General features: G+C 51.4%; 21 protein-coding genes. 18 read left to right on the top strand and 3 right to left on the bottom strand.

Annotated elements, in window-relative coordinates:
• Nucleotides 1–33: 33 nt before the first annotated feature.
• The 8 genes from trpA to ACYVK4_RS22490 all read left to right on the top strand — a co-directional run bounded on the left by trpA (nt 34) and on the right by ACYVK4_RS22490 (nt 5,347).
• On the top strand, nt 34–840 hold the full coding sequence (trpA, locus tag ACYVK4_RS22525; RefSeq protein ID WP_461129821.1) for a tryptophan synthase subunit alpha: 807 nt from the start codon (nt 34–36) through the stop codon (nt 838–840).
• A gap of 34 nt (nt 841–874) precedes the next feature.
• Nucleotides 875–1,177: a DUF6922 domain-containing protein gene (locus ACYVK4_RS22520; protein ID WP_461129820.1), complete on the top strand. Its 303-nt coding sequence runs from the start codon at nt 875–877 to the stop codon at nt 1,175–1,177.
• Nucleotides 1,132–1,746, top strand: a complete 615-nt coding sequence (locus ACYVK4_RS22515) for a nucleotidyl transferase AbiEii/AbiGii toxin family protein (protein ID WP_461129819.1) — start codon at nt 1,132–1,134, stop codon at nt 1,744–1,746. Before ACYVK4_RS22520 ends, ACYVK4_RS22515 begins: the two co-directional genes overlap by 46 nt.
• 4 nt (nt 1,747–1,750) lie before the next feature.
• Nucleotides 1,751–2,353 carry a bifunctional phosphoribosyl-AMP cyclohydrolase/phosphoribosyl-ATP diphosphatase HisIE gene (gene hisIE / locus ACYVK4_RS22510; RefSeq protein WP_461129818.1) on the top strand — a complete coding sequence of 201 codons (603 nt, stop codon included), beginning with the start codon at nt 1,751–1,753 and terminating at the stop codon, nt 2,351–2,353.
• A 97-nt stretch (nt 2,354–2,450) separates the two neighbouring features.
• The gene (locus ACYVK4_RS22505; RefSeq protein WP_012929944.1) at nt 2,451–2,786 is read left to right on the top strand and encodes a phage holin family protein; all 336 of its coding nucleotides are present in this window, start codon (nt 2,451–2,453) and stop codon (nt 2,784–2,786) included.
• A 136-nt stretch (nt 2,787–2,922) separates the two neighbouring features.
• The gene (locus ACYVK4_RS22500; protein ID WP_461129817.1) at nt 2,923–3,300 is read left to right on the top strand and encodes a Rid family detoxifying hydrolase; all 378 of its coding nucleotides are present in this window, start codon (nt 2,923–2,925) and stop codon (nt 3,298–3,300) included.
• 153 nt (nt 3,301–3,453) lie between these two features.
• Nucleotides 3,454–4,335 carry an SDR family NAD(P)-dependent oxidoreductase gene (locus ACYVK4_RS22495; protein WP_461129816.1) on the top strand — a complete coding sequence of 294 codons (882 nt, stop codon included), beginning with the start codon at nt 3,454–3,456 and terminating at the stop codon, nt 4,333–4,335.
• A gap of 91 nt (nt 4,336–4,426) precedes the next feature.
• On the top strand, nt 4,427–5,347 hold the full coding sequence (locus ACYVK4_RS22490; RefSeq protein WP_461129815.1) for a helix-turn-helix domain-containing protein: 921 nt from the start codon (nt 4,427–4,429) through the stop codon (nt 5,345–5,347).
• Between the two features lie 25 nt (nt 5,348–5,372).
• On the opposite strand, the gene ACYVK4_RS22485 is transcribed toward ACYVK4_RS22490, so the two are convergent.
• Nucleotides 5,373–11,867, bottom strand: a complete 6,495-nt coding sequence (locus ACYVK4_RS22485; protein WP_461129814.1) for an alpha-2-macroglobulin family protein — start codon at nt 11,865–11,867, stop codon at nt 5,373–5,375.
• A 446-nt stretch (nt 11,868–12,313) separates the two neighbouring features.
• On the opposite strand from ACYVK4_RS22485, the gene ACYVK4_RS22480 reads away from it, so the two are divergent.
• Both ACYVK4_RS22480 and ACYVK4_RS22475 read left to right on the top strand, forming a co-directional pair.
• A complete protein-coding gene (locus tag ACYVK4_RS22480) occupies nt 12,314–13,999 on the top strand; it encodes a PQQ-dependent sugar dehydrogenase (RefSeq protein ID WP_461129813.1) in 1,686 nt (561 codons plus the stop codon).
• Between the two features lie 65 nt (nt 14,000–14,064).
• A complete protein-coding gene (locus tag ACYVK4_RS22475) occupies nt 14,065–14,646 on the top strand; it encodes a peptidylprolyl isomerase (protein WP_461129812.1) in 582 nt (193 codons plus the stop codon).
• Nucleotides 14,647–14,764: 118 nt separating this feature from the next.
• Here the strand turns inward: ACYVK4_RS22475 and ACYVK4_RS22470 are convergent, their stop codons facing one another.
• A complete protein-coding gene (locus ACYVK4_RS22470; protein ID WP_461129811.1) occupies nt 14,765–17,836 on the bottom strand; it encodes a PVC-type heme-binding CxxCH protein in 3,072 nt (1,023 codons plus the stop codon).
• Between the two features lie 121 nt (nt 17,837–17,957).
• Complete coding sequence (locus ACYVK4_RS22465) at nt 17,958–18,815, bottom strand: sugar phosphate isomerase/epimerase family protein (RefSeq protein WP_461129810.1); 858 nt, start codon at nt 18,813–18,815, stop codon at nt 17,958–17,960.
• Between the two features lie 218 nt (nt 18,816–19,033).
• Between ACYVK4_RS22465 and ACYVK4_RS22460 the strand changes: the two genes are divergently transcribed.
• The 8 genes from ACYVK4_RS22460 to ACYVK4_RS22425 all read left to right on the top strand — a co-directional run bounded on the left by ACYVK4_RS22460 (nt 19,034) and on the right by ACYVK4_RS22425 (nt 25,721).
• A complete protein-coding gene (locus ACYVK4_RS22460; protein ID WP_461129809.1) occupies nt 19,034–19,606 on the top strand; it encodes an RNA polymerase sigma factor in 573 nt (190 codons plus the stop codon).
• Between the two features lie 10 nt (nt 19,607–19,616).
• On the top strand, nt 19,617–21,200 hold the full coding sequence (locus ACYVK4_RS22455) for a hypothetical protein (protein ID WP_461129808.1): 1,584 nt from the start codon (nt 19,617–19,619) through the stop codon (nt 21,198–21,200).
• A gap of 12 nt (nt 21,201–21,212) precedes the next feature.
• Complete coding sequence (locus tag ACYVK4_RS22450; protein WP_461129807.1) at nt 21,213–21,683, top strand: hypothetical protein; 471 nt, start codon at nt 21,213–21,215, stop codon at nt 21,681–21,683.
• A gap of 64 nt (nt 21,684–21,747) precedes the next feature.
• On the top strand, nt 21,748–22,986 hold the full coding sequence (locus ACYVK4_RS22445) for a serpin family protein (protein ID WP_461129806.1): 1,239 nt from the start codon (nt 21,748–21,750) through the stop codon (nt 22,984–22,986).
• Nucleotides 22,983–23,447 (top strand): hypothetical protein, encoded by a 465-nt coding sequence (locus ACYVK4_RS22440; protein WP_461129805.1) that lies wholly within the window; start codon nt 22,983–22,985, stop codon nt 23,445–23,447. Before ACYVK4_RS22445 ends, ACYVK4_RS22440 begins: the two co-directional genes overlap by 4 nt.
• A gap of 132 nt (nt 23,448–23,579) precedes the next feature.
• Nucleotides 23,580–24,869 (top strand): LVIVD repeat-containing protein, encoded by a 1,290-nt coding sequence (locus ACYVK4_RS22435; protein WP_461129804.1) that lies wholly within the window; start codon nt 23,580–23,582, stop codon nt 24,867–24,869.
• 8 nt (nt 24,870–24,877) lie between these two features.
• Nucleotides 24,878–25,459: a hypothetical protein gene (locus ACYVK4_RS22430; RefSeq protein ID WP_461129803.1), complete on the top strand. Its 582-nt coding sequence runs from the start codon at nt 24,878–24,880 to the stop codon at nt 25,457–25,459.
• Nucleotides 25,460–25,532: 73 nt separating this feature from the next.
• The gene (locus ACYVK4_RS22425) at nt 25,533–25,721 is read left to right on the top strand and encodes a hypothetical protein (protein ID WP_461129802.1); all 189 of its coding nucleotides are present in this window, start codon (nt 25,533–25,535) and stop codon (nt 25,719–25,721) included.
• The last annotated feature ends 138 nt before the right edge of the window (nt 25,722–25,859 follow it).

The following is a 25,859-nucleotide window of genomic DNA, read 5'->3' as shown; positions in this document are numbered from 1 at the left end:
CTCAACGGAAAACCTTTTCGTTGTACATTAGAAATGACCCAGGAACTTACTCAGAACCGCATCACCAGCTTGTTCGCTCAAAAGAGCGAGCGGCTGCTGAACGTCTATTTTACGGCCGGATACCCGAGCCTGAACGATACCACGACTATTCTGCGAGGCTTGCAGACCGCAGGCGTGGACATTGTTGAGATTGGTATGCCCTACTCCGACCCCGTTGCCGATGGCGAAACCATTCAGCAAAGCAACGGTGTCGCGCTGGACAACGGCATGTCGATCAAAACGCTTTTCGCCCAACTGGCCGATTGCCGGAACGCTACCCACGGCGAACCCATTACGGTGCCCATCCTGCTGATGGGCTATATCAACCCCGTACTGCAATTTGGTGTCGAAAACTTCTGTCAGAAATGTCAGGAAGTGGGTGTCGATGGCGTGATTCTGCCCGATCTTCCGCTGGATTTATTCCTGGAAGAATACGCGCCGATTTTCCGTAAATACGGCATTCTGAACGTACACCTCATTACGCCCCAGACCACCGAAGAACGCATCCGATTTATTGATACCGAGTCCGATGGGTTTATCTATATGGTTTCGTCGGCCAGCATCACCGGCTCGGTGAAGGGGGTTAGCGATACGATGAAGACGTATTTTGAGCGTATTCAAGCCATGAACCTGCGCAATCCGCGCCTGATTGGCTTTGGCATTAACGACCACGAGACGTTCGATACGGCCAGTCAATTTGCCAACGGTGCCATTGTGGGTAGCGCGTTCATCCGGCACTTGTCCGAAAAAGGCACATCGCCCGAGAGCATTCGCGCGTTTGTAGAAACGATTCGGTCGTAACGACTACCTTTAGTCTATCTTCAACCAACCTTTCATGAACAAATCGAATGCTCCGGTACTTCGGCAATCGCTTTTCTGGGATGTTGACTTTGCCAACATTAAGTGGCAGGAAAACTATCGCTTTGTCATCGAGCGGGTTTTAGAGCGTGGTACGTTCGAAGAGTGGCGAGTGATAAAACAGTTTTATGGACTGGAAAAGATAAAGGAGACGGCCTTGCAAGCTCGCTGGTTAGATAATACAACGCTGGCCTTTTGTAGCAACTACTTCCACGTACCTAAAGAGCAGTTCAGATGCTACACACTGAAGTCCTTGAACCCGGCACTCTGGGTATTTTAAGGTCCATACTGGCAAATGAATCATTCGAGTCTTTCAATCTGGTTGGGGGTACAGCCTTAGCCTTACAGTTTGGCCATCGCCTGTCCATTGACCTCGATTTTTTCACAACGGAGCCGTTTGACAAGGAACTTGTAAAGGCTGAATTGAACGATATAGGTGAATGGACGACTGATAGCGAAAACAAAATTGGCCTTCGAGGTCAGCTCAACGGGGTAAAAATGGATTTTATCACCTATCGGTACCCACTTATAAGTCCTATTGTTGTTATTGATGACGTTCGTATGCTCTCACAATCCGACATATCAGCCATGAAATTGTCGGCTGTTACGAATCGAGGGGCGAAAAAAGACTTCTTTGACATTTACTTCTTGTTACGTCGTCATAGCTTTGCCCAACTTTGTGATTGGTACATGGAGAAGTTCAGAACCAATAATTTATTCATGCTATTAAAAAGTATAACGTATTTTGACGACGCTGAATTGAGCGAAATGCCGGTCATGCTAGCTGACAATGTTTCCTGGGAAACCGTCAAAAGTACGATCTTACTGGAAGTAGCAACGTATTCTTAATATAATGACAATTAACTTTGATAAGTCCCCCGACGGCCTCATTCCGGCGGTGATACAGGATGCCGAAACCGGTAAAGTCCTGATGCTGGGGTATATGAACCGCGAGGCTTACGACAAAACCGTTGCCGAAAATGTCGTGACGTTTTTCAGCCGGAGCAAACAGCGGCTCTGGACCAAGGGCGAAACCTCCAACAACTTCCTGCACGTCCGGGAAATATTGATCGACTGCGACGGCGATACCCTGCTCATAAAATCAGCACCCGCCGGTCCAACCTGCCATACCGGGGCCGATACCTGTTTCGATGAAGTCAATACAGGCAAGGGGCAATTTCTGAACTACCTACAAAGCATTATCCACGACCGGAAGGTAAATCCGTCCGACAAATCGTATACCGCTAGTCTGTTCGAACGGGGCGTCAATAAGATTGCGCAGAAAGTGGGCGAAGAAGCCGTTGAACTCGTTATCGAAGCCAAAGACGACAACGACGACCTCTTCAAGGGCGAAGCCGCCGACCTGTTATTTCATTTTCTGGTCCTGCTGGAACAGAAAAATATGAATTTAGACGATATTGTTGCCGTATTGCAGTCGCGCCACGTCAAACAATAGATTCGGGTTTCATGTTCAAGATTCCGTGTTCCTTGCTGACGGTATGCAAAACTGCTGTACGGAACCGTAATCGTTGAACTTAAAACTCCTATCATTCATGGGTCTGATTATTCGAATTCTGATTAGTGCCGTGGCCGTTTGGGTGGCCGCCTATTTTATTCCCGGTGTTTCTGTGACAGGTGGTGCCGGTACATACCTGATCGTGGCGATCGTGCTGGGCTTTCTGAACGCCTTCATCAAGCCTATTCTGACGGTATTGACCATTCCGATCACGATTGTTACACTCGGGCTGTTTCTGCTGGTACTGAACGTACTGATGGTGTATCTGACGGCATATTTAATCCCAAATTTTCACGTCAATGGCTTTATAGCCGCACTTCTGTTCAGTTTTGTCGTTTCCATTGTGACCTCATTGATTGACGCAATCGTTTAATTGCTTACATTTCCCAGTAACGGGTAATAGGATAAAACAAACGCCATATCTTCAAGATATGGCGTTTGTTTTATCCTATTACCTCATAGTACCTACCATTCTTTGTGTCTCAAACTACACTTAGTCGTCAACTTTTATGACCTTCATTGAAACCTCCAATGCCCCCGCACCGGGTGGCCATTACTCACAGGCCGTTGTCCATAACGGGCAGGTTTATGTATCGGGCATCCTGCCCATTACGCCCTCCGGCGAGAAGCTGACCAACGCCACCATAGCCGAACAAACCGAACAGATTCTGGCAAACCTCGACGCTATCCTGCAAGCCGCCGGCAGCCAGCGCAACAAGGTCTTAAAAGTAACCGTCTTTATTGCCGACATTAATGCCTGGGGAGTCGTTAACCAGATTTATGCCCGGTTCTTCGGCGATCACCGCCCGGCCCGTTCGGTAGTGCCGTGCAATCCGCTGCATTACGGCTTCGGCATCGAGCTGGAAGCCATTGCCATTCTTGAGTAGCTGATGTTTAGCCTAATACAGAAACGCTTTCACGATCAGGTCTTGCATTAAGGGTAACTCCTACTCATTTTGACTACAAACACCCTCAATTAGACTACAGATTACCACTAGCAGCGCCTGACCTTTGAGGTATCATTAAACAATAAGTTACACATGATACCTCAACATGAAACGGCTAGCCAGCCAATGGCGCTAACACCCGTAAAGGCTAATAAAGTATGGTTTATCACGGGTGCTTCCCGTGGATTTGGACGCGTTTGGGCTGAGGCCGCCTTAAAACGTGGCGACAAAGTGGCGGCCACTGCACGCAAGCTGGAAACTATTGCCGACCTGAATGAAAAATATGGTTCAAATGTGCTGACACTTGAGCTTGATGTAACACGGCCTGAACAGGCGAAGTCAGCCGTAGAGCAGGCTTATGCACACTTTAGCAGACTTGATATAGTGTTCAATAATGCGGGATATTCACTGGTTGGCACCATTGAGGAAGCCAGCGCGGATGATATTCGTGCCCTTTACGAAACCAATGTTATTGGTCCGGTTTCCGTCATTCAGGCGGCCCTGCCTCTGCTAAGAAAGCAGGGGGGTGGGCACATTGTGGGTACATCGAGCAATCTTGGTCATGTGACCTTACCCGTAATCGGGTACTACTGCTCGTCAAAATGGGCGTTTGAAGCCATCCACGAAAGTCTGGCGGCAGAAGTCAAGCCGTTCGGCATCAACGTAACCATTATCGAACCGGGTGCCTATGCCACCGAGTTTGGCAGCCAGGAGTCCCTGAAGTTCGCTCAGGGACTCGACATTTACGCTGCCTACAAACAGGAGTTTTTTGGTGGTCTGGCAACCACGGAGCGTGGAGATCCCAATGCCACGCCGGAGGCTCTTTTTCAGGTTGTAGATGACCCACAACCGCCATTACGGTTCTTCTTAGGCAGCCACTGTTTACCCTTGATGCGGGCGACTTATGCGGATCGACTGGCCACATGGGAAGCCTGGGAGGAGGTTTCTAATTCAGCCCAAGGCTCTTCCAAATAAGGAACCCGAAGACAACAAAATTAATTGATAAGGTATTCATGATAACCGATAGCTGACAGGCCATCGGTTATCAATTTTTGCCTACTGAGCGATGAAAAAAGAAGAACATAGCCCCCTGAAAATTGAATCGCTGGCCGATGCGCACCGGGCCTTTGGCTTGCTCAAGCCGCAGCATCCGCTCGTCAGTCTGATCAACGGCACACACACACAGGTTGATGAGACCAAAATCGCTCACTATCATGTATTGGGCTTTTATAAAATAGCGTACAAACCAAAGTTGAACGGCAAGTTGAAATACGGCCAGAGTTATTATGACTTTGATGAAGGTGGATTATTATTCGCTTCTCCGGGTCAGCTCATTGGTAGCTATGACAACGAAGTAAGTTCGTGTTCGGAGTATACATTGCTCATTCATCCGGATTTCTTTTTGGGGTACCCGATGGCCAAAACTATAAAGCAGTATGGCTTCTTTTCATATTCAACCAGGGAAACACTGCACCTGTCGGAAGAGGAAAAAAGAACGATTTTCGAAATCTTCAAAATGATTGAAAAAGAACTGGCTAGCCGGATCGACGAGTTTAGCCAGGACGTAGTCATTTCGCAAATCGAGTTGTTACTGAACTATGCCAATCGTTTTTACAAACGTCAGTTCATCACCCGCAAGGCAGTAAACCATGATCTTCTCCAAAAGCTGGAAGACGTACTAGATCAGTATTTTAACAATCACATATCCGTGAACCAGGGAGTACCGACGGTGGGCTATCTGGCCGACCATGTGAACCTGTCACCAAGCTATCTGAGTGATATGCTGCGAACCCTGATCGGGCAAAATGCCCAGCAGTATATCCACAATAAGCTCATAGAAACAGCAAAAGAAAAGTTATCCACCACTACGTTATCGGTCAGTGAAGTCGCTTATGCTCTGGGATTTGAACATTCCCAGTCGTTTAGTAAGCTATTTAAATCAAAAACCAACCTGTCGCCCCTGGCATTCCGACGTTCATTTAATTGACTACTTATCCACGATTGTTTCAATGTTACTTCACCTTCACCCGCTCACCGGCCGAATGGGCGGAGAACTCGGGGGCGTAGAAGCATTGAACCGTGGCGACGCCCGCCGAGAAATCACCGGACTGGGACACGCGCAGATCGTACTCGAATACGTGCGTGCCTACGGTCAGGTAACTCATGAAGAAATCGGTGCTGGCATCGCGGGGGGATTCGTAGTAGCCGAGGCCGTTCTGGTATTTGTAGCCCGATAGTGCCGCTACCGGCTCGAAGCCCGAGGCCCGGCCGTCTTTCAAGTGTACATACTCCATCGGCCGGTCGGTTTTGAGTACGAGCCGCACTTTGACCAGATCGCCCGGTTTTAAAGCCGACTGCGATGCCACCGTTGAAATAACCGGACCACTGGGTGAATCGCGTTGCACATAGAGTGTTTTCTGGACCGATAACCCCGCACTGCCCGGCATCACCTGATCGAGGGGTTCGAAGTGCTGCCAGTATAGAGCGCCCCAGGCCGGGCCATCGCTGGTTTTCGTGATCTGAACCGCACCCATCTCGGGCTTGATCTCCGATGCCGCGTAAGTCACTTTTTCGTATCCCGTAATAGCATCAGCCTTCGACACGCGGTTTTGGATCGACTTCCCGCCCAAACTCACCTGAGTGTTCACGCCCGTTCCGAGCCAGTCACTGCCCCGTAGCAGAAGCGCGTAAACCGCTTCTGTCGTGGCTTTTGTAGACGACCACGACTGAGTTTGTTTCTGCCGAAGGAGCCAGCGTTTCATTTCGTCGACGATAATTTGAGGGCCTAGCGTCCGCTTCGATTGCTGGCCCATCCACTCGAAACAGGCCTGTCCCTGGGGCGTGTGACCCACCTCGTCGATCATCTCGATCAGATACGCCTGCGTTTCGATGGGCGTCTGATACCAGTACAACCCGGCGGTATTATCGGGCCAGTACAGCCCCATTTCTTCCGACATTTTCGAACGCTCCAGCAGGGATTGCAAAATACCGGCTGCCGTTTTAGTATCGCCAAAGCGGTTGAGTGCCATCGCCGACAGTGCCTGCCCCTGTAAACTTTGGGCGAGCCAGTTAATGGCCATATGCTGCTTCAGGTAAGCCAATACGTCTTTATCAATAGGCTTATCGAGGTAAAAGCTTCGTGCGTACAGGTACTGCGTAGCCGAGAAATACCAACCGCCACTTACCTTCCCTTTCTGCTGCGCATCTATCTTTTTCTGTTCGATATACCATTGCTTCATGTCAGCATCGGCGTACTGAATGGCGCGGGTTTGCATATCGGCTATGTTGTCTTTAAAGTCGGCCGGGAACTGAACGCCCAGCTTCTGCAAATGCCCCAGACCGCTTAGAATGTGCAGGGTCATCGACAAATTGGGCTCCATACCACCAAACCAACGGAAACCACCGCCCTCGGTTTGCAACTGTTTTAGTTTGTCGAACGTCTGCCTCTGCTCGCTCTCCATCCGATTGGCATCCAGCAACTGGCCCAGTTTTGCCTGCCGTTCGCTTTCGGAGCGGGCGTCGGCCAGCCAGGGTGAGTTTTCGAGCGTCACGGCTTTCAATTCCTCGTTTGATTGAAGGGGGCTTTTTACAGGATTTTTCTGCCACTCCGCAATCACCTGCTTGAACGCGGGTTTGCTATTGACAATATGGGCAGCCAGACTATTGGCATACAAACGACTGAAAAGCTGCTCGGCACATTCGTAGCGGTATTCCATCAGGTACGGCAGCGATTGCAGGGCATACCAGCTCGGGTTGCTGGTCACCTCCACCGTTAGCCGCTCGTGCTGAACGGGTAGCTCCGGATTCAGATTGACCAACGGCTTCAGGGTGAACGTTTTTGTTTCCTTACCATTCACCCAAAACGGCTTCGTATCCGTGACAAGCATCCGGTTGGGTAGCACAGGAACGGTGAACTCTTCGCCATCGGTGAAGCTCCCCGATTGGGCCGTCAGGCGGCAGATGACGGCATCCAGATTGGCCGGAACCACCAGCGTCCAGCCAACGGCCTGCCCCTGTCCGGCGGCCACAGAAGCGCTCGTTTGAGGATTGGTGAGTTTGAGCTTCTGATGAATCGGTTCGCCGGTGAGGGCGTCCAACAAGGCCAGACTGGCTGTTACGGGCAGAGTTTTATCGCTCAGGTTGTTGATACGAGCCGTCACGCGGATGGTATCGCCTTCGCGGAAGAACCGGGGCGCGTTGGCCGTAATCATCAACTCCTTTTGGGTAATAATTTCCCGTTCCAATGTGCCGGTTTTCATGTCTTTCGTGTGCGCAAAGGCCAATAGCCGCCAGCGGGTCAGGGCTTCGGGCATGGTGAATTTGAGCACGACCCGCCCGGCTTTATCCGTTTGCATCTGCGGGATGAAAAACGCCGTTTCGTTGAAATTTTTGCGGGGATTGATGGTTGGAACCACCGGTGCGCCAACTGGTGACGCATCAGTCATCGCAACGCCCGATACCTTCGATGCCATCATTCCATCGGCCGCCATCCTCGGAGCTGCCATGGCTACGGCTCCCGATATCTCCTTCCTTCTCTGCGTACCGTATCCGGTCACGACGACTTCGCTCAGTGCCATGGCATCGGGCAACAACTGGATCGACTTTAGTTTCTGACCAAGCACTACTTCCTGCGTTTTGTAGCCAACCCAGGAAAAAATAAGGGTAACCTCTTTACTGGCCGGAGCCGTATTGATTGAAAACTTCCCTTTTGCATCCGTACTGGCTTCAATAGTTGTTCCTTTTATCAACACACGAATTCCCGCTACGGCTGCCCCATCTTTACGTTTTGCTGTTCCGGTAATCGTTTTTTCCGTCCGGCTGACGTTCACCCGAATGGCATCGTTGGCTATCTGTAATGGACTCAGCCCAAACGGGTGACTTCCGTAAACACTGAACTGATACCCCAGCCAGCCTAGCTGGTCATACCGACGCACAGGCACAGACGGCTGCGGGCGATACCGGTAGGCGATCACCTGACTACCCTGCACCCCAAAAGCCTTTGTTTCCCAATTACCGAAAGCCAGAGAGTAAGGCTGGTAAAACGATGTCGGCCAGTTGAGCCGGTCGAATACATCCAGTGAGGCATCATAAAGCGTGGCCACAAGCTCGGCTGCTGACTTACCCAGACCACTGATTTTTAAGGTCCATTCCTCTCGCTCACCGGGCTTAAGTTTATTCCGGAAAGTCTGCGTTTCAATCTTCAGCTCTTTATTCGTAAACGGCACCGCAATCGTCTGCGATTTTTCGGATAAACGTCCGTTTTGTATCATGGCGAAGTGTACGGCAAAACCACCCCGGTGTTTTTCCGTCACGGGCAGAGCAATACGGCGGGGCTGGCCATCGATTTTCAGCCACTCGTTCCGCACAATCGTCTGATTTTCTTCAATACTCATCAAAATCCAGGACGGCCGGCCATTACCTACCCAGAAAACGGCTTCCTCCCCGGGTTCGGCGGTGGCTTTGCGTACCTGTACCCAATTCTCCGGCCGGGCCGATGCCGTTGGCTGATTATCGTTGACAACGGCGAAAAAAGCTCGCTCTTTGGCGGTTTCCCCATTGGCATCCGTAACGGTGATCTCAGCCACGTATTCACCGGGGGTGTATCGGCTAAGGTCTGCTTTTATCAATGAATCGGCCGGGCTGGTAATAGCCTGCTGCTGCACGATATCGCCCTTCGGCCAAACGCGAGGATCATTTTCGTTGGCGTACAAATCGTTGGGGAACAGCCGTTGAAACTCATCCCGGCTCAGAAATTGCCGGTCGGGGCGGCTCCACAACCGATTTCGCAACGGCCGGGCTGGGGGTTGCAACCGAAATACGGTCAACTGCCCTTTTGCCGCCACTTTCTCGCCGGATTGGTTCGTAATGTTTACCGGAAAAGTCGCTGGGGCATTGCTTTCAATCTGGGGCGGAACGGCCAGACTGACCTGTATGGCCGAATAACCAATACGCAATGTTTTTGTGGCCGTTCGCGTTTCGCCCGCCCGGTCGGTAACATCAATCGTTACTTCGAAATCGAAGACAGGGTTGCTCTCGCGGGCCTGCTCCCGATCGGGCGTGGCGGGGAAGGCGATCCGCACATTACCCTGGGCGTCGGTTTGTGCTACGCCACTGGCAATTTCAGCCTGGCTCACTGGTCGGCCACCAATGCGGTAGCCATACCACCACTCCCAGCGTGGCCGCAGGCTCCGTACCACCCGATACCGCACCTCGGCCCCATCGACCACCGCGCCCGAAAACGTTTTGGCCGATGCTGTAAACGTAACCGTCTGCTCCAGTTTAAACGACTCTTTTACGGGATCGACCTTCACCTCGAAGGTTGGGCGTTTGTACTCTTCAACCCGGATGCTGGTGCTGCCGTCACTCGTCCGAATAGTCATGTTTCCGGTAAGTCGCCCTACAGGAGCCATAAACGAGGCCTCGAACGTGCCGAATTCGTTGGTTTTAAGCGTCTTTTCGGCTATCCGTTCACCGTTCTGGTCGAGAAATTCTACCTCCACTTCTTCACCGGCCAGCACGGCATATTGGTTCGTCTTGCCGTTATAGAGCAACCCTTTCACATAAATGGGCTGACCCGGCCGGTAGATGGCGCGATCGGTGAACAATCGGGCGTAGGTCTCTTCCCGCTCCTGCTGCGGTGGGTTGTTGTAGTTGTAGAGTGTACCGGAAAGCAGGGTGTCGCGGCCCGAGGCAATCAGATATCCGAACCGCTGGGCCGTAGGGGCTTGGCTTTCGGGTAAGGCAAGCAGGCCAGCCGCATCAGTCATAAATGACTTTTTCGTGTTTGTCAGCCTGAAATTTTCCACATCGATCAGCGTTACCGACGCGTTGGCTATGGGCTCGCCCGTAAGCCGGTTCATGACGAACAACGTTTGCGTTTTGTCACTTTTATTGTCCTGCCGGGCCAGATAGCTCAGCGCCGATACCGTAAAAAGCGATAGCTGCAAATTGTCCGAGGTTTCGCTAAAGCTGTTTTCCGAAGTAAGCAACAGCACATACTGACCAAGGGGTAAACCGTCTATCGGTATTTCAACAGAATGACTGTTCAGGTCGCCATCATCGGGGAGGGTCACGGACTTTTCAGCAACAGTTGGTCGCTTAAGCCATTTGGCGAGTCGCTTTCGTCGTTGTTCTTCCCTGTTGTCATAGGGGTCCAGCGGTTGTTGAACTTCCGCCACCGATAACCGGACAACCCGATAGGTAAGCGTTGGCGTATTCTGGTAATTGACCAATGCCCGAAACGGTTTTTCCGGCGCGTTCACCTGTTCCAGTTGTAGCGAAAAGGAACCCAGCAGCAACTGGGCCAGCAAGACATCTGCCTGTTTGCGGGCGAGGGTGTTCGGAAAACGTTTGATCAGATCCCGGCAGAGGTCAGCGGCTCGTTTGCGGTTCCAGCGAGATGGATTCGGCTTACCGGAGCCCGGATCATCCATATCATCCAACGGGCGAACCATACCGCCCTGATTGGTTAGAAACTCCGCCAGCTGATAGGCATAAATCGCTTCGGCGGGTTTGCCTTTATAAGTTGTTATCTGTTTTTCGAGCGTCTGCTGAAACAAGGCATCTTTGTTAGGCAACACACTATGCCGATGCACAAATGCCAGCCGAAGCGCATCAACGTCCGCCAGCGCGTCGGGATTTGCGTCCGATAAATGAAAAGTGAGTAGTTGCTGATAGAGCAGCAACGCCTGATAACGGCCCGACAATGAATCCTGACTCTGGATCGATAATCGTGCAAACTCTGCTGGCCCCGTCAGATAACCAGGCTGGTTCAGTTCGAATTTGAAGACTGGCTTTAACAGGTCAGGCTCGGTATTCTGGAAGAAATCAATGGCGCGGTGAGCCAGCAGATCATACAGAGTGGGCCGAAGCGGACGGGCATCGACATCGCCTTTGTCGATGAGCACATCATAATCGGCGGTGGGCGTTTTCTGTAACAATGCCTTGTCCTGAACGGAAGCCCGATAAGTCGATGTGATGACCTCCATCAGATGCGAGGCATCCCAGGTTGTGAAATCGGTAGCGGTTGAATCGTCGGGTTTAGATGTCGTTTTAGACACACCCTTATCTGTTGTGTTCCGGCCTGGATTGGTCCGGCCTACCGTGGCCCGGCCTACCGTGGCCCGATCATAAAATTTGTAGCGGTTTTGCTGGAAATACTGCCAATAGATATCAGCCAGTACCGATTGCAGCACTGATTTGGCGGGTTCGGGGGTATCCTGAACATCCGTTTGCAGTGAACGCACCAGTTCAACATAAGAATCCTCATCGGAATAACTTCTAAAAACCTGCCGGGCCATGGCTGCTCTGGCTACCTGCGGGTAGTTTTTCTGGACTTTGGCCTCCTTGTAAATCCGGTTGGCAATATCGAGAGCGGATTTCGGCAAGCCTTTGGCCACCAGCGAGTCTGCCCGTTTCCAGTCGCGGGTATAATTAGGCTGCGGACGGTTTTGTGCGGATGCCGCCATAGCGACCAGCATGAAAAAGAGAGTCAAATAGGCGTTCATGGCAAGTAGCGATGGCAGGTTGTTGGGATGGATGAATGTAAATGTATTTTTCCACAACCCTTACCGCTATGATTCCGATTTAGGGGTAAGGGTTTAACGAGCGGTTGATTTAAGGCATGGACGCTGTCTGGAAAAATATTGTTGAACAGAGCGAGTGCTTTGTGCTGTAAGCCGGGGTCGCTAACCGGCCGTAGTTGCGCGGCACCTCTTGCTGTGGGGTCAGTTTTATGAAACTGACCCCACAGCACACGACAGTTTTTATTGAGTGCATCCATTTTCTGTGTTCTCTGTGCCTCTGTGTTCAATATACCTACTGCTCAGATAAAATAGTTTACGGTAAAGAATTAGATAAGACCCGCCAATAGGCTTTGTTAACTAATACGGTCGTCAACTTACAGCAGCCGACCCAAACGTTTTCTCATCAGACAAATCATATTACTTCCTGTATGCAGCCGTTCCGCTACACATCTTTCGCAGTGCTTTGTCGGCTTATTGTTTTTTCAGTATCCATAACCCTGCCCAATGCGTCTTCTATTGCTCAGGACATACGTACCGGCGAAAAACTCTTCGACGCTAATTGTGCCGGTTGCCATAATTTCAAGCAGGATGGCATTGGCCCTCAACTGGGTGGATTGAAAGATGTTGTCGATCGACATTACCTGACCGAGTTTATTAAAAGCCCCAAAGCTCAGATCGATGCCCGCGTGGCGCGGGCACTCGACAAAGCCAAAAAATTCGGCACCGTTATGCCGGATTTCAAGCACCTGTCGGCTACTGAACTCAACGATCTGGTTGCCTACATTCTTGAAAAACCCGCCCCGGCCGCGCCTGTTTCTTCCGGGAAAACGGCACTGGAAAACCCGATTGTTCCTACAATAGCTCTGTCACCGATTGCGCTGAACCTGCAGAAAGTTCTTCAGTTTCCGTTTACGAACAAAACGCAGCCCCGCACCCGGGTCAACAAGATGGGTGTTCATCCGATCACGAAGGAAACGATGGTGGCCGATCTGCAGGGCAAAATCTACATCCTGACGGCCAGCAACCAGCCCGATGTGTATTTTGATGTTACGGAACATTTCAAGAACTTCATCAATACGCCCGGTCTGGCAACGGGCCTGGGTAGTTTCGCCTTCCACCCGGATTATGCCAAAAATGGGCTCGTTTATACCACCCACACCGAACCCAAAAACTCCGCAAAGGCCGACTTTGCCTATGCCGACAGCATTCCCGTCCGCTTGCAATGGGTGGTTAACGAGTGGACAGTCACAGACCCCCGGTCGCGCGTATTGACCGGGAAGCCACGCGAACTGCTCCGGGTCAACGTGGTCGATCAGATTCATGGTATGCAGGAAATTGCGTTCAATCCGTATGCAACGCCCAACAGTCCCGACTATGGGTTGCTCTACATTGGCATAGGCGATGGCGGGGCCGTTGAGAAAGGCTATCCGTTCATTGCCCGAAACAAAAACCACGTCTGGGGGAAAGTCCTCCGCATAAACCCCACCGGCCGAACGAGTAAAAACGGGCAGTACGGCATTCCCAAAACCAATCCGTTTGTCGGTAAAGATGGGCTGGACGAAGTGTATGCGGCCGGTTTTCGCAATCCCAATCGAATTTCGTGGACTTCAGACGGAAAAATGCTGGTTTCCAATATCGGTCAGCGGCAGATCGAATCGTTGTATCTGGTCAAGCCGGGCAAAAACTACGGGTGGCCCGACCGGGAAGGCACTTTTCTGATTGACTCGACCGCTAATGTCAACAGCGTATATCCTTTACCCCAACATGACGCCCGCTATGGTTACACCTATCCAGCAGCTCAGTTCGACCACGACGAGGGCAACGCGATTATGGGTGGGTTCGAATACCGGGGAAAGCAACTTCCACAATTGAGAGGAAAATACATTTTCGGCGAAATCGTTCGGGGTCGGGTCTTCTACGTCAATCTGAACGAGATTAAAGAAGGCTCACAGGCCACCATTCATGAGTTTCCGCTCAGGCTGGATGGTCAGCCCACCACTCTGAAAGAACTGAGCCAAGCCAGTAAAGTCGATTTCCGAATTGGCCAGGATGCCGCTGGTGAACTTTACCTGATGACCAAATCAGATGGCATGATGTATAAAGTGGTTCAGTAATCCGTATCTTATCAATGGCTTGATTCTCATCACTTACACAACCTAAACAGTTACCTTCTTCAATCATGCCTACACTGCTTCTGCTGCTAGCATTTCTTACTTCTTTTTCTACACCACCTGCACCGACCAAAACCTACCCCGTCGGGCAGATAAAAACGCCTAAAGGCGAGATTCTTTTCTGGCTCTATGACGAAACGCCGACCCATAAGGCCAGCTTCATGAAACTGGCGAAGGCCAATTACTGGGATACACTAACCTTCAATCGGGTCATCAACAATTTTGTGGCGCAGGGCGGCTGCCCCGATACACCAGCCGGGTTTTCGGATTCTCCTTATCTGCTAAAACCGGAATTTGTGCCGACGATACGGCACGTATATGGAGCGGTGGGCGCCGGGCGGGATGATAACCCGCAAATGCTGTCGGCAGGGTGCCAGTTTTATATTGTGCAGAACAAAAAAGGGCTGGCTCGCCTGGACGATAAATACACCGTGTTCGGGCAGGTGTTTAAGGGTATGGACGTGGTGGACGCCATTGTGGCCGTCAAGACCGATAAAACCGATACGCCCCTAGAGCCGATTAAGCTGGATGTGAATATTATTAACCTCACAGCCGCTGAGTTGAAGAAGGCAGGGTATGTCGTGAAATAAATAGAACGCAGATGTTTATGATTACTAAGATTGCTTGTGACTTCAGTCGATAAACCGCCTGGTTTCCCTTAATTCAATCATAAGCAATCTTACCAACCATAAACATCTGCGTTCTATTCTACTGCTTCAGCAGGAAGGCCGCTAAGTCAGCCAGTTGCTGGTTGTTTAGTCCCATGGCAACCGGGTCGGGCATGAGGCTGGTTTTATACTGACGACGCGAGAATACCTGGTCAGCGGGAATCGTATGCTTGGGCCCTTTGATGCCCCGGATCACAACGGCCTGATCGTTATCGCTCACCAGAAAGCCATAGAAGGTCTGTCCTTTTTTGGTCGTGATCAGCCACGGCTCGTACCCGAAGGCAATACCCGCGCTGGGGTGCACAATGGCGTCGATCAGGCCATTCTTATCGAACTTCTGGTGAATCTGCGTCAATTCCGGCCCTACGTCACTTCCTTGCTGCCCGTGCTTATGGCAGGTCGCACAGTTCGCCTGGAAAACCGAACGTCCGGACTTTTCGCTGCCCGTCAACATAGCAATTTGCGCAACGGCAGGGTCAGAGCTGGTGCTTGCCATAACTTCAGCGGGTTTCGCCACGGCTGGTTCGGCGGCAGCGGCCTGCATGGGTTTTTCGACAACAGAGGCCGTTTCGACAGGAGGGGAGACTTCCTGTTTAACGGAGAAATATTCTTTCGCCATAGTGCGAACGGTCTGGTCCGGATTTTTCAGAATCGTTGGTGTAACGGCTTTTATCAGCTTTTCTGAGAGCTTTTTATCAGCGGCCAGCCCAACCAGAATCTGACCGCCTTCTGGGTCACGGGCCATTTCCAGGGCGATTTTTCGTTTTTCGGCGTCGGTTTTATATTCATCCAGCAGAATCTGCCGATTAGCCAACATCTTCTGTTCGACAGCCGACACTTTTGTGGGCATGATCTCTTCCCAGTTCAGGAATTTGGCCCAGTCGTTCCCGCGTCGGAAACCCATCCAGTACATCGCCTGGTCGGCTATTTCTTTATCCGCCGATTTCGATAAATCAACCATAGCCGTGGCCGCTTGCGGAGTCTTGATAAAGCCTAATGCAACGATGGCCTGCTTGCGGGCCTCCGCAGAAAGCGAGGCACTTTCGGCGCGTTTTTTCAGGAGAGAAACGGCAGCGGGTGGATGCAGTTCCCAAACGATATTGGCGGTTCGCTGATCCCACTGGAGCGGATCGATGGGAATAGTTTTCTGGAGTTCAGCAAAAACGGGCGTTTCTTTACCCTCGGCGGCCTCGCCAAGCGCATTCAGATACCAGCGGTCCTGCCCATCGTAGCCTTTTACGAGATTCATGAGCATAAACCGGCAGTCGTCATAAGGCACATCCCGTAGCGCAATGGCGACTTCCCGCCGAACTGCCGGGCTGCGATCCAGCGACAGGTTGCCCAGGATTGGCAGGAGCGTCCGCTGTCCGGCGGTCAGGGCCGGAATGGATTTAGAATTTTCGGGCGTGATACTTCGCAATGCCCGCAACGCCACGATCCGAACCGGTGCATCGACAGCTTTCAACAAACGCGTCACTTCATATTGCCCTTCGGCACCGAGTTGAGCCAGTAGAAAAATCGCCCGCGACCGGTGATATGGATTTGTGGACGTGAGTAAGGCCATAACCGGCTCAACAGCTTTTTCGCCCTGCTTAACCAGTGCGGCAAAGCCCTGCATCCGAACGTTAACGGCCGGGTTTAGCAGAGCCGCAATTTGACCATCGGTCGTGCGGAGATCTATTTTGGGTGTTTTCAGCTTTTTACCCCTGGGCGTAATTCGGTAAATACGGCCATACCCTTTAGCATCCTTCATCTGGTGCCCACCCACTACGGGATCATACCAGTCAGCAATGTAAATAGCACCATCCGTACCAACGGTCACGTCGCTGGGGCGAAACCACTTGCGGGTATCGGCTGTAGCGGCATCCCATTTATAATTGGGGTCTACTTCGGGAAATGTGCTGATGAAATCGCTGCGGACCAGTTGATAGCCAGCCCCCTGCGGCTCCGTTTTATAGCCAAAAATTACGTTGCGTCCGGCTTCGGCGCTTAACAGCATACCCCGGTATTTTGGGCCCAGTTCATCGCCTTCATAAACGACCATGCCGGTGGGGGAGCCTGCGCCGGAAATATCACCAGCGGGCATCACACCGGGGTCTTCCTGATGCCAGTGGGCAACCGGAATGGTTTGACCAGGGCGTTGGTCGCCCTGCCAGTAGCGTGTACCGTCGCTGCTGAAATACCCGGCATTGGCGCCTTCCATCAGAAAACTGGTACGACACGCCACCACCTGATCGTCGTTGTCGTTCTGCCACATGTTTCCGTACGAATCCAGCGCCGTTTCGTAGTTGTTGCGGAAATTATGCGCCATCACCTTCAGGTTTCCGCCATCCGGATCGATGCGCAGCGCCATTCCACCGGTCCAGACACGCCCGTCGTCGCTAACCTGATTGCCCTGATTGGCTTTGTTGTAGGGGGTTCCGCCAACGTACAAACTTCCTGACCGAAGCGTCCACCCATCTTTATCCGTCACGGTGTGCGGACCCGCGTTGCCGGTGTTGAAATAGTATTTGCCGTCGGGTCCGGCCACCACTGCGTGGAGCGCGTGGTCGTGGTCTAAGCCGCCGAAGCCCGTTAGCATCACTTCTTTCTTGTCGGCTTTGTCATCGCCATTTTCGTCGGTGTACACGACCAGGTTAGGCGAGCAGGAGACGATAACTTTGTTGCCAATAACGGCAATACCCAGGGGCGATACCAGATCAGGATCCGTTACGAACACCTTGGTATCATCCGCTTTGCCATCGCCGTTGGTATCTTCCAAAATCACAATGCGTTCACCTTCAGGGTGGTCGAGCCGGGTGTCCGGTTTATTATTGAACTTCCGGTAGTTGACCGCTTCCGTAATCCAGACCCGCCCTTTGGCGTCGATATCCATGTTGGTTGGATTATAGAACATGGGAGCCTCTGCCCAGAGGGTCGCTTCCAGATCGTCGGGCAGGTAGAGCGTATTGGAATCGGCTCCAACAACCAGGCTATGCTGTCGCAACGGGTCGGCACCGGGTGCTGACGTACTAAGTGGTATATCAGGGCGAAAAGTCTGCCCGGCCAGGTATAGAAAACCAAGCGTTGTCAGAACGACTGGAACAGGGTTCAGCGAAAAAGTTGCCTTCATAATTTAAGTCAAACGTCAAATGCGTTCTGGCGCGGGCATTCGCCCGTGTCTGTACTCTACATGCGAGCCTATGCTCGCTACATTGATGGGCACGGGCGAATGCCCGCGCCAGTTTAGCGAATTAAACAAATAGTGATCGCACGGTTTTGTTGTTCTCTATATAACTTTCCAACATTGGTTTTCCTTTCGGCACGGCACCTTCCATATGCAGCCAGCCAGTATAGCCAATGTCGTCCAGAGCTTGTTTAACTTTAAGTAAGTCGACCTTCCCCTGACCGAGCAGGTAGCCGTTTTCCTTTAGGTGGACTTCGCAAATTCGATCTTTACCCAAAGATCGAATTTCGCTGAAAATATCGTAGCCCATGTCGGATGAGTTGCAAACATCGTAATATACTTTCACGGCGGGCGAGCCAACGGCATCCAGAATCGTCAGATGCTCGGGTGCCGACAGCCACGATTCGATACCCAGCACCACACCCGCCTTTTCGGCTTTGGGTGCCACTGCTTTCAGGCGGTCGATAACGACTTTTGTGCCCTTCGGATCGTTTTTCAAATCGTTATTGGAGAAAAAGGCGAGGAGCACGTGTTTAACCCCAAGGGCTTTGGCCACGTCTACGCTGTCCTGCACCCAGGCTTCGGTGCGCGAATCGGACTTATAGGGGATCTGATTCAGCATACCAATGGCCAGGCCGCCAATCTGAACCCCCGATTGGCGAGCCGCTTCTTTCACCGCCTGCTGAACATCCGGTTTACGCAGGTGTTCATAGTCAGATGCTGTGTTGAGGCTTACCTGCAGACCATCCAGACCAATCGTTTTGGCAACGGCAAAGGCGTTTATATCGCCCGCCGGACCAATTGACCAGTCGCAGGCACCAATCCTGAATCGGGAGGAGTTTGATTTTGTTTCTGCAAATATCGGGTAGGTCAGTGCTGTCAGGCCAGCTCCGAAGGAAACCCGCAACGCATCACGACGATTCATAGTTGGTTATTGATTAGGTTACCAAAGATACATATCTGCGAAATATCCAACATTAACTAACTTAAAACTAGTGTCGGGAACGCTATATCAGGGATACACCCTTACGCGTTACGTATGCAGTCATGGGCAAATATGGTGTTGAGGTATAAATAAGATTTTTTTTTCATGGCTTACAACCCTTTGTCGGTCAATGAGGTCATGGTGTTGTCAACGTAGTTATGCGGGATGAATACGAATTAGTTGAAGGGTGCCGACGGCAGGACCGAATTGTGCAGCGACAGCTCTATGAGCGGTTTGCCGGGAAGCTCTTTGTCATCTGTAAGCGGTACATACGTGATCCCGACGAAGCAGAAGATGTTTTACAGGATGCCTTTGTCAAGATCTATAAGCATATAGACAGCTTCCGGTTCGAATGCCCGCTGGAAGCCTGGTTGAAACGAATTGTCATTAATACCGCCCTGAAAGCTATACGCAAGCAGAAGCCGTGGGAAAACACCGCCGATGTGCAGGATCTGGCACCAATGCTGCCGCAGGCCGATGAAAGCTTGCCCGCCTTGAACTACCAGTACCTGCTGCAACTGATTCAGGAACTCCCCCCCGGTTGCCGAATGGTGTTTAATCTTTACGCTATTGAAGGGTATAACCACCCGGAAATAGCCGAAATGCTCGACATAGCCGAGGGTACATCCAAATCCCAATATTCACGCGCAAGAACTTTACTACAACAAAAGATACAAACGGACAAGCGGCTTGCCGATGGATACCCACCTGAGGCAACCCACGTTGAATAATGCTACTAAAATGGACGAATTAGATAAAAACTTACCGGACGATTTCTGGCGAAAGACCTTTGAGGAGGCCTCCGAAATGCCTCCTCAACGCGTCTGGGCGTCTATAGAACAGCGATTGGATGAGTCTGACAGCCCGAAGATTCTCCCGCTTTGGGGAACGGGTCTGGCTTCATCACGTCCGTTGAGGTGGGGGATAGGTCTGGCTGCCGCCATGGCCCTGCTGCTCGTTGGCTGGTGGATAACCACCGGCGATGCCGACGCGCCGTCGATAGCGCAGGGGCCACAGGCGACCCAGACTCAGCCGATGGCGGATACGCACCCGGTCGACAAACCCACCACGCAGCAACCATTGCCATCGACCGGCGTTGTGGAGCCCGCACCCGGTGATGCGGTGGCTTTGACGACCAGCCCGCAAAAGAAAGCCATGCTGCCAATGAAGCCGTCGCAACAGATGCTGAAACCAGCAGACCAGAACGCTACGAAATCACTCAACCCAATCGACCTGATGGATAGCCAAACGGCAATGAACCAACTGGCGTTGTCGCAGTCGGCAGCGTCGTCGCGCTCGTCGGCGTCCTTCGCGTCCGCCAGTCCGACCAGCGCAAAAGCCACTTTTCTGGCTGATGGCCCGGCTTTCCGGCAGATCGATGAAGCCAACGGGCAGCTTGCGTATACTTTACTTTCGGGAAAGCCGCTTCGTCTGCGTCGCCCCGGTACGATTCAGCGCATTGTATGGGCCCGACCCGCCGAGTTGGACCAACAGCCGGAAAACACGAAGTCTAAACGCCAGTCCCGCGAAATGTGGGCGTCGGTCAGTATGATGCCGACCTCATTTAACCCGTCCGTTTCGTTACGGTCTGCGCAGCCCGCCGTCATGGCGAATACCATTACGTCGCTGGTTGCCGGCACGAAGCAGGCATCGGTCAATAGTCAGGCGAACTTCTCGGTGGCCTATCAGGCGAGTGCGGGGGTTCAGCTTTCAGAACGCTGGTCGATAGAATCGGGAGTTGGGTACCTGTCAGGGCGTTCGACGGTAGAAGCACCGGGCTATGCAACGGCTTCGATATCGGGTCAGATGGATTTCCTGACAAACCGTAATTCGTCTGCAACGAATGCCTACGTTGACGCCCTGCGAAACAGCATGCATTCCCGGAATCTGGCAAACAGTGTTCCCCAGATGAGCTACGCTAATGTATCTGCTGGTTCGAATCAGCTGGCCACCTACGACAATCAACCCACGCAGGCTATCAGCAATAATTTTCAGTTTGTGCAGGTTCCCGTTCAGGTAGGCTACCAGCTGCGCCCACGCAAAAAGCTCAGTGTAGCCGTTTTAGGTGGTTTATTGGCCAATGTGTTTGTTCGAAACACGGTTGGTGAGTCGCTTGTTGTTACCAGCAAAGACGGTGTGTACCGACCCGTTGCCCTGGCCGCAACCATGGGAGCCCGGCTACGGTATAGGCCCACGCGCCAATGGTCAGCCTCGCTGGCGGGTGTTTATCAGCCAGCACTGGAATCGGGCACCCAGGCCGACACGCAGGTACAAAGTCGCCCGACATCAACGGGCATGAGTGTCGGCGTTGATTATCACTTTTAGTCGATTAAAGTCATGAAAATAGTAGGCATTTTCCTGTTCGTTCTGGCGGTTCTGGGTCGTTGCACACCCGGTGCTGTTTCGGGCGAACGCCTGCCGGATGGGGCTATTATCCGAACGGGCACGTCCTTTGGTATGTGCGCCGGTTACTGTCAGAAAGATTATGTGCTTACCGGCGTTGACCTGACGCTTACAACCACCAGCAACAACAACCCAACACAGTACCCGACGAAAACCTGCCAGACGACCATTAGTCAGGAAAGCTGGAATTCGCTGAGAGATCTTGTGAATCCGGACGCCTTCAAAAAAATTCCCGAGCGTCTGGGTTGCCCCGATTGTGCCGATGGGGGAGCAGAGTACATCGAATTAGAATCCGGCGATCAACGGCATCGCGTTACGTTTGAATATGGTAAGACGATTCCGGGTTTTGAATCGCTGGTTAGTGCGCTGCGTAGCCAGCGGGAACGCTTTGACGAGTGTAAATAACCAAACGAGTCTATGGACCGTGTGAATTCGGGCCATAGACCGGCATATACAAATCAGGATGTTTATGAAAACGACTCTTTTTTCCATAACGACCGCAACTCTGGCCGGACTCCTGCTCACCGCTGTTAGTTGCCAGACCTCAACCGTTACCCCTCCGCCCGGATCGGCGGGTGATTTACGGATTTCCGCTCCTTTTACCGATCAAACGACACAGTTCGCCTTTGATCTGGCCAAACAGGTAAACACACAGGAAGGCCCCGCCAGAAACATATTTATCTCTCCGCTGAGTCTGCATATGGCGCTGGGCATGATCCTGAACGGCGCCAATGGCCCGACGGCTCAGGAGATCCAAAAAACGCTGAAACTCGACAGCCAGACACTGGACGAGGCCAACGCCACCTATCAGAACCTGATGACAAACTTGCCGGCGGTTGATCCGAAGGTAACCCTGACCCTGGCGAACTCGGTCTGGTACAGGAATTCATTTCCGGTTGAAAGCGCGTTCCAGGACTTGCTCAAACAAACGTTTCAAGCCGAAATTTCAGCTCAGGACTTTAACAACCCGGCAACCGTTGGCACAATTAACAGTTGGGCCAGCCAGAAAACGAATGGAAAGATTCCGAAGGTCATCGACCAGATACAGCCCGACAACGTGATGTTTCTGCTGAATGCGCTCTATTTCAAGGGCGACTGGAAAACCCAGTTTGATGCCGCAAAAACCATCGATGCCCCGTTCCGACTCGTAACCGACGCCACTACGTCCGTCCGTATGATGCGGCTCAATACAGAACTGAACCAGGCAAACCGACCAACTTTTCAGGCGTTTGAACTGCCATACGGCTCCGGCAACTACGCCATGACGGTGTTATTGCCCAATGCCAACACCACAGCCGACAATCTGCTTAATTCACTGACCAGTACCGACTGGGTGCAATTGCAGAAAGACATGACCAAAGGAAAACTGGATATTGGGTTACCAAAATTCACGCTGAATTACGAAATCAAACTAAACAACGTGCTGAATACGCTGGGTATGCCAACGGCATTCACAAACCGCGCTGACTTTACAAAGATCAATGCACAGGGCGGTCTTACCTTGAGTTTCATCAAGCAAAATACCTTTGTGGCGGTGGATGAAAAAGGGACCGAAGCAGCCGCGGTTACCAGCTCAGGCATTTCCGTAACCTCGGTCCAGATGCCCACGCTTTGCGACCGTCCTTTTGTCTTTGTCATTCATGAGAAGACATCCGGAACCGTGTTGTTCGTTGGCAAAATCGCCGACCCAACTAAGACAAATTCATGATGACCAGAACGAAAGCACCCTTTGTGACAATGGCACTCCGAAAAACTAACCTCATTATTGCCCTGACCATCGGTCTGATCCTCGGCTGTGAACACAAAGATTGTGGCTGCGTTTTTCCGCCATCACCCATTGCCGGTGACTGGCTCTTAACGAAGATCACGTACGGCCTGTCGCAAAAAACCGTTACAGCTGCCGAAGCCGGATATACTGAATCCCTGACATTTGGCGCTTATGCCGACATGAGTGGCAACTACCGGCAAGTACGCAACGGGATACCCATAAAAACCAGCCCGTATTCCATCTCTTTCCCAAACGGTGGTAGTCATGAAGGCTTGATCTTTTTCAAGGCCGACTCGACTCAGCAAAACTTCCGTCTGGCCGATAACAAGTTATTCTTATCCGAGCGAACGCCCATCGGAGCGGTCATTGCCGATGGATCGACCTACGAATATCAACGTTAATAATTGCTAGAATTTTGTGTAAGATCAATATTGCCCGGCCGTAATCAGGACAGCCGGGCAATTTTTTTTACCTGACTTACAACGCTTTATTAGGCTAACGAATCATATAGGCAAACCTTACCATTTTTGCCTATGAAACCGAACCGTCTACTTCTCCTTCTTGTCTTACCCTTGCTTTCCCTCACGGGTTGCACGGACCAATGCAAAGAAACCCGCACTTTTCGTCGTTACTCGCCCGTTACGTTTACCGTTACACAGCTCCGGCAGGGCATTCAGACGGAGCCAGCACGTGCGTTGACAAACCCCGGTAAAATTTATGCCAAAGATCAGTTTCTATTCATAAACGAGCTGAAGGAGGGCATTCACATCATCGATAACCGCAACCCGGCAGCGCCAAAACCCGTTGCGTTTGTCCGGATTCCGGGCAATGGTGATATAGCCATTCGCAACAACATTCTATATGCCGATAGCTACATGGATCTGGTTGCGTTCGACATCAGCAATCCATCGGCGGTTCAGGTTGTTAATCGGGTGCCGAACGTATTCCCAAATGGGTCGTTTGAAGGAGGCTGGTGGAGTTTCGATGCCGGCAATCAGATTGTCTATGACCAGAAGGTCAGCTACGTTACCGAAACGATTGACACTAATTGCGAAGAAAATGTGAGTCCTGTCAACAACTGGGTAATGAGCGTTTTCTTTAATGCCCAGGCTTCTTTAAGTTCCGACAAATCTGGCAGCGCAACGACAAACGGCGTGGCTGGTTCCATGGCGCGGTTTGCCCTGTATAACAATTACCTGTACACCGTTAATCAAACGGCTATGCAGTTGTTCGATATTAAGAACCCGGCAGCGCCAAAACTGGGCAACAACGTACAACTGGGCTGGGGCATTGAAACCATATTTCCGTATAACGACAAGCTGTTTATCGGCTCACAGTCGGGTATGCACATTTATGACAATGCCAACCCGGAAAAGCCAACGCTACTGTCTGTTTTCGAGCATGCCCGCGTGTGCGACCCGGTGGTCGTTCATAACGACATTGCCTACGTAACCCTTCGCTCGGGCAATCAGTGTGGCGGTTTTACCAACCAACTGGATGTAGTGGATGTGTCGAATCTGTTAAGACCACGGCTGCTTAAAAGTTACCCCATGCGCAACCCGCACGGTCTGGGGGTGTCTTACCCTAATCTTTTCATTTGCGAAGGCGCTTACGGCCTCAAATCATTCGATATAGCCGATGTGATGAACATTGACCGAAACTTATTACAGCACATCGAGAATTTAAACGCGTACGATGTTATTCCGCTGGAGAAATCGTTGCTGCTCATTGGTAAGGATGGGTTTTATCAATTCGACACCACGAACCCGCGTCAGTTGCGCCAGCTCAGCCATATTCCGATCAGCCGTCCAACCTATTATTAAGCATCGATATGAACCGACTTTTTCTCATCGCTGCGAGCGTGTTCGTTTTTTCAGGGGTATGTGCTCAATCCAGCTTACACAAACGAACGTATGTTAATTACACGGAGTTTGGCGGTTTGTTTGGACGTGTGGCTTTTGGTACGGCAGCCGCACAAACAGTCGAAAACCGGCTCAGCTTTACGGCCCAGACATTCAATGGCGTACAGCTAAATCGGCAGTTGGCTGTGGGTGGATTGGTGGGCATCGATTGGTACAAGGCTGCACTGGTTATGCCCGTTGGTGCCGGACTTCGTTATGATCTGATTAGTGACTTAAATAAGAATGTGCGTCTACTAGCTATAGCTGATGTTGGATACGGTCTTACTTTTCTACACAAAAGCTCTACCGGTTACGAAATAAATGGTGGCTGGATGCTTAATCCCGGAGTAGCTTTACGCATAGGAAAGCCGACATCAAATGCCTTCGTTATGTCTGTAAGCTATAAAAGGCAGGCTCTGGACGTCGAAAAGCCACTTTTTTGGAGTGATGTTCAACGAGATGAGCACCGAATCTATAACAGAATGTGTTTCCGGGTAGGAATCGCTTTCTAAAACAATCGGCGGCTAACCAATGTTCATAATATAATTCATACACCATTCATACTTAACTAGTACTCAATTGACTATGAAAAAATTTGTTCTCCCACTTATTGGCGGCTCGCTGTTTATAGCTGGATATTACCATGTTCATCAACAGGCAGCTACGTTAGGACCCAAACCGCAACAAACAGGTTTTGCGGCTCCCAATACACCCGCTTCGCCAGCATCATTGTTTTCGTTCAAAACGCTGCCAGCGTTTGCTTTCTCTAATTAGTATTTTTCAACTTCAGTCGATTGCCTTCGCCATTCGACTGCCAGATTAGAGATTCGCTCAACCATACTCGTTCATTTTTGCTGTAGTTGCAAGATTGGCAGCATACAAGTTGATCCGTTTTTGACATTACATCAACAC

The sequence above is a fragment of the Spirosoma aerophilum genome, from assembly GCF_054782495.1.
The sequence above is the reverse complement of the archived record's forward strand: the minus strand, read 5'-3'. Positions and strand labels throughout refer to the sequence as shown.

Excerpts from the sequence above, each read along its gene's own strand:
- ACYVK4_RS22455 (WP_461129808.1), top strand. The coding sequence starts at position 19,617 with ATGGACGAATTAGATAAAAACTTACCGGACGATTTCTGGCGAAAGACC.
- ACYVK4_RS22500 (WP_461129817.1), top strand. The coding sequence starts at position 2,923 with ATGACCTTCATTGAAACCTCCAATGCCCCCGCACCGGGTGGCCATTAC.
- ACYVK4_RS22475 (WP_461129812.1), top strand. The coding sequence starts at position 14,065 with ATGCCTACACTGCTTCTGCTGCTAGCATTTCTTACTTCTTTTTCTACA.
- ACYVK4_RS22440 (WP_461129805.1), top strand. The coding sequence starts at position 22,983 with ATGATGACCAGAACGAAAGCACCCTTTGTGACAATGGCACTCCGAAAA.
- ACYVK4_RS22450 (WP_461129807.1), top strand. The coding sequence starts at position 21,213 with ATGAAAATAGTAGGCATTTTCCTGTTCGTTCTGGCGGTTCTGGGTCGT.
- trpA (WP_461129821.1), top strand. The coding sequence starts at position 34 with ATGACCCAGGAACTTACTCAGAACCGCATCACCAGCTTGTTCGCTCAA.
- ACYVK4_RS22425 (WP_461129802.1), top strand. The coding sequence starts at position 25,533 with ATGAAAAAATTTGTTCTCCCACTTATTGGCGGCTCGCTGTTTATAGCT.
- ACYVK4_RS22495 (WP_461129816.1), top strand. The coding sequence starts at position 3,454 with ATGATACCTCAACATGAAACGGCTAGCCAGCCAATGGCGCTAACACCC.
- ACYVK4_RS22470 (WP_461129811.1), bottom strand. The coding sequence starts at position 17,836 with ATGAAGGCAACTTTTTCGCTGAACCCTGTTCCAGTCGTTCTGACAACG.
- ACYVK4_RS22520 (WP_461129820.1), top strand. The coding sequence starts at position 875 with ATGAACAAATCGAATGCTCCGGTACTTCGGCAATCGCTTTTCTGGGAT.
- ACYVK4_RS22430 (WP_461129803.1), top strand. The coding sequence starts at position 24,878 with ATGAACCGACTTTTTCTCATCGCTGCGAGCGTGTTCGTTTTTTCAGGG.
- hisIE (WP_461129818.1), top strand. The coding sequence starts at position 1,751 with ATGACAATTAACTTTGATAAGTCCCCCGACGGCCTCATTCCGGCGGTG.
- ACYVK4_RS22505 (WP_012929944.1), top strand. The coding sequence starts at position 2,451 with ATGGGTCTGATTATTCGAATTCTGATTAGTGCCGTGGCCGTTTGGGTG.
- ACYVK4_RS22490 (WP_461129815.1), top strand. The coding sequence starts at position 4,427 with ATGAAAAAAGAAGAACATAGCCCCCTGAAAATTGAATCGCTGGCCGAT.
- ACYVK4_RS22480 (WP_461129813.1), top strand. The coding sequence starts at position 12,314 with ATGCAGCCGTTCCGCTACACATCTTTCGCAGTGCTTTGTCGGCTTATT.
- ACYVK4_RS22445 (WP_461129806.1), top strand. The coding sequence starts at position 21,748 with ATGAAAACGACTCTTTTTTCCATAACGACCGCAACTCTGGCCGGACTC.
- ACYVK4_RS22515 (WP_461129819.1), top strand. The coding sequence starts at position 1,132 with ATGCTACACACTGAAGTCCTTGAACCCGGCACTCTGGGTATTTTAAGG.
- ACYVK4_RS22460 (WP_461129809.1), top strand. The coding sequence starts at position 19,034 with ATGCGGGATGAATACGAATTAGTTGAAGGGTGCCGACGGCAGGACCGA.
- ACYVK4_RS22485 (WP_461129814.1), bottom strand. The coding sequence starts at position 11,867 with ATGAACGCCTATTTGACTCTCTTTTTCATGCTGGTCGCTATGGCGGCA.
- ACYVK4_RS22465 (WP_461129810.1), bottom strand. The coding sequence starts at position 18,815 with ATGAATCGTCGTGATGCGTTGCGGGTTTCCTTCGGAGCTGGCCTGACA.
- ACYVK4_RS22435 (WP_461129804.1), top strand. The coding sequence starts at position 23,580 with ATGAAACCGAACCGTCTACTTCTCCTTCTTGTCTTACCCTTGCTTTCC.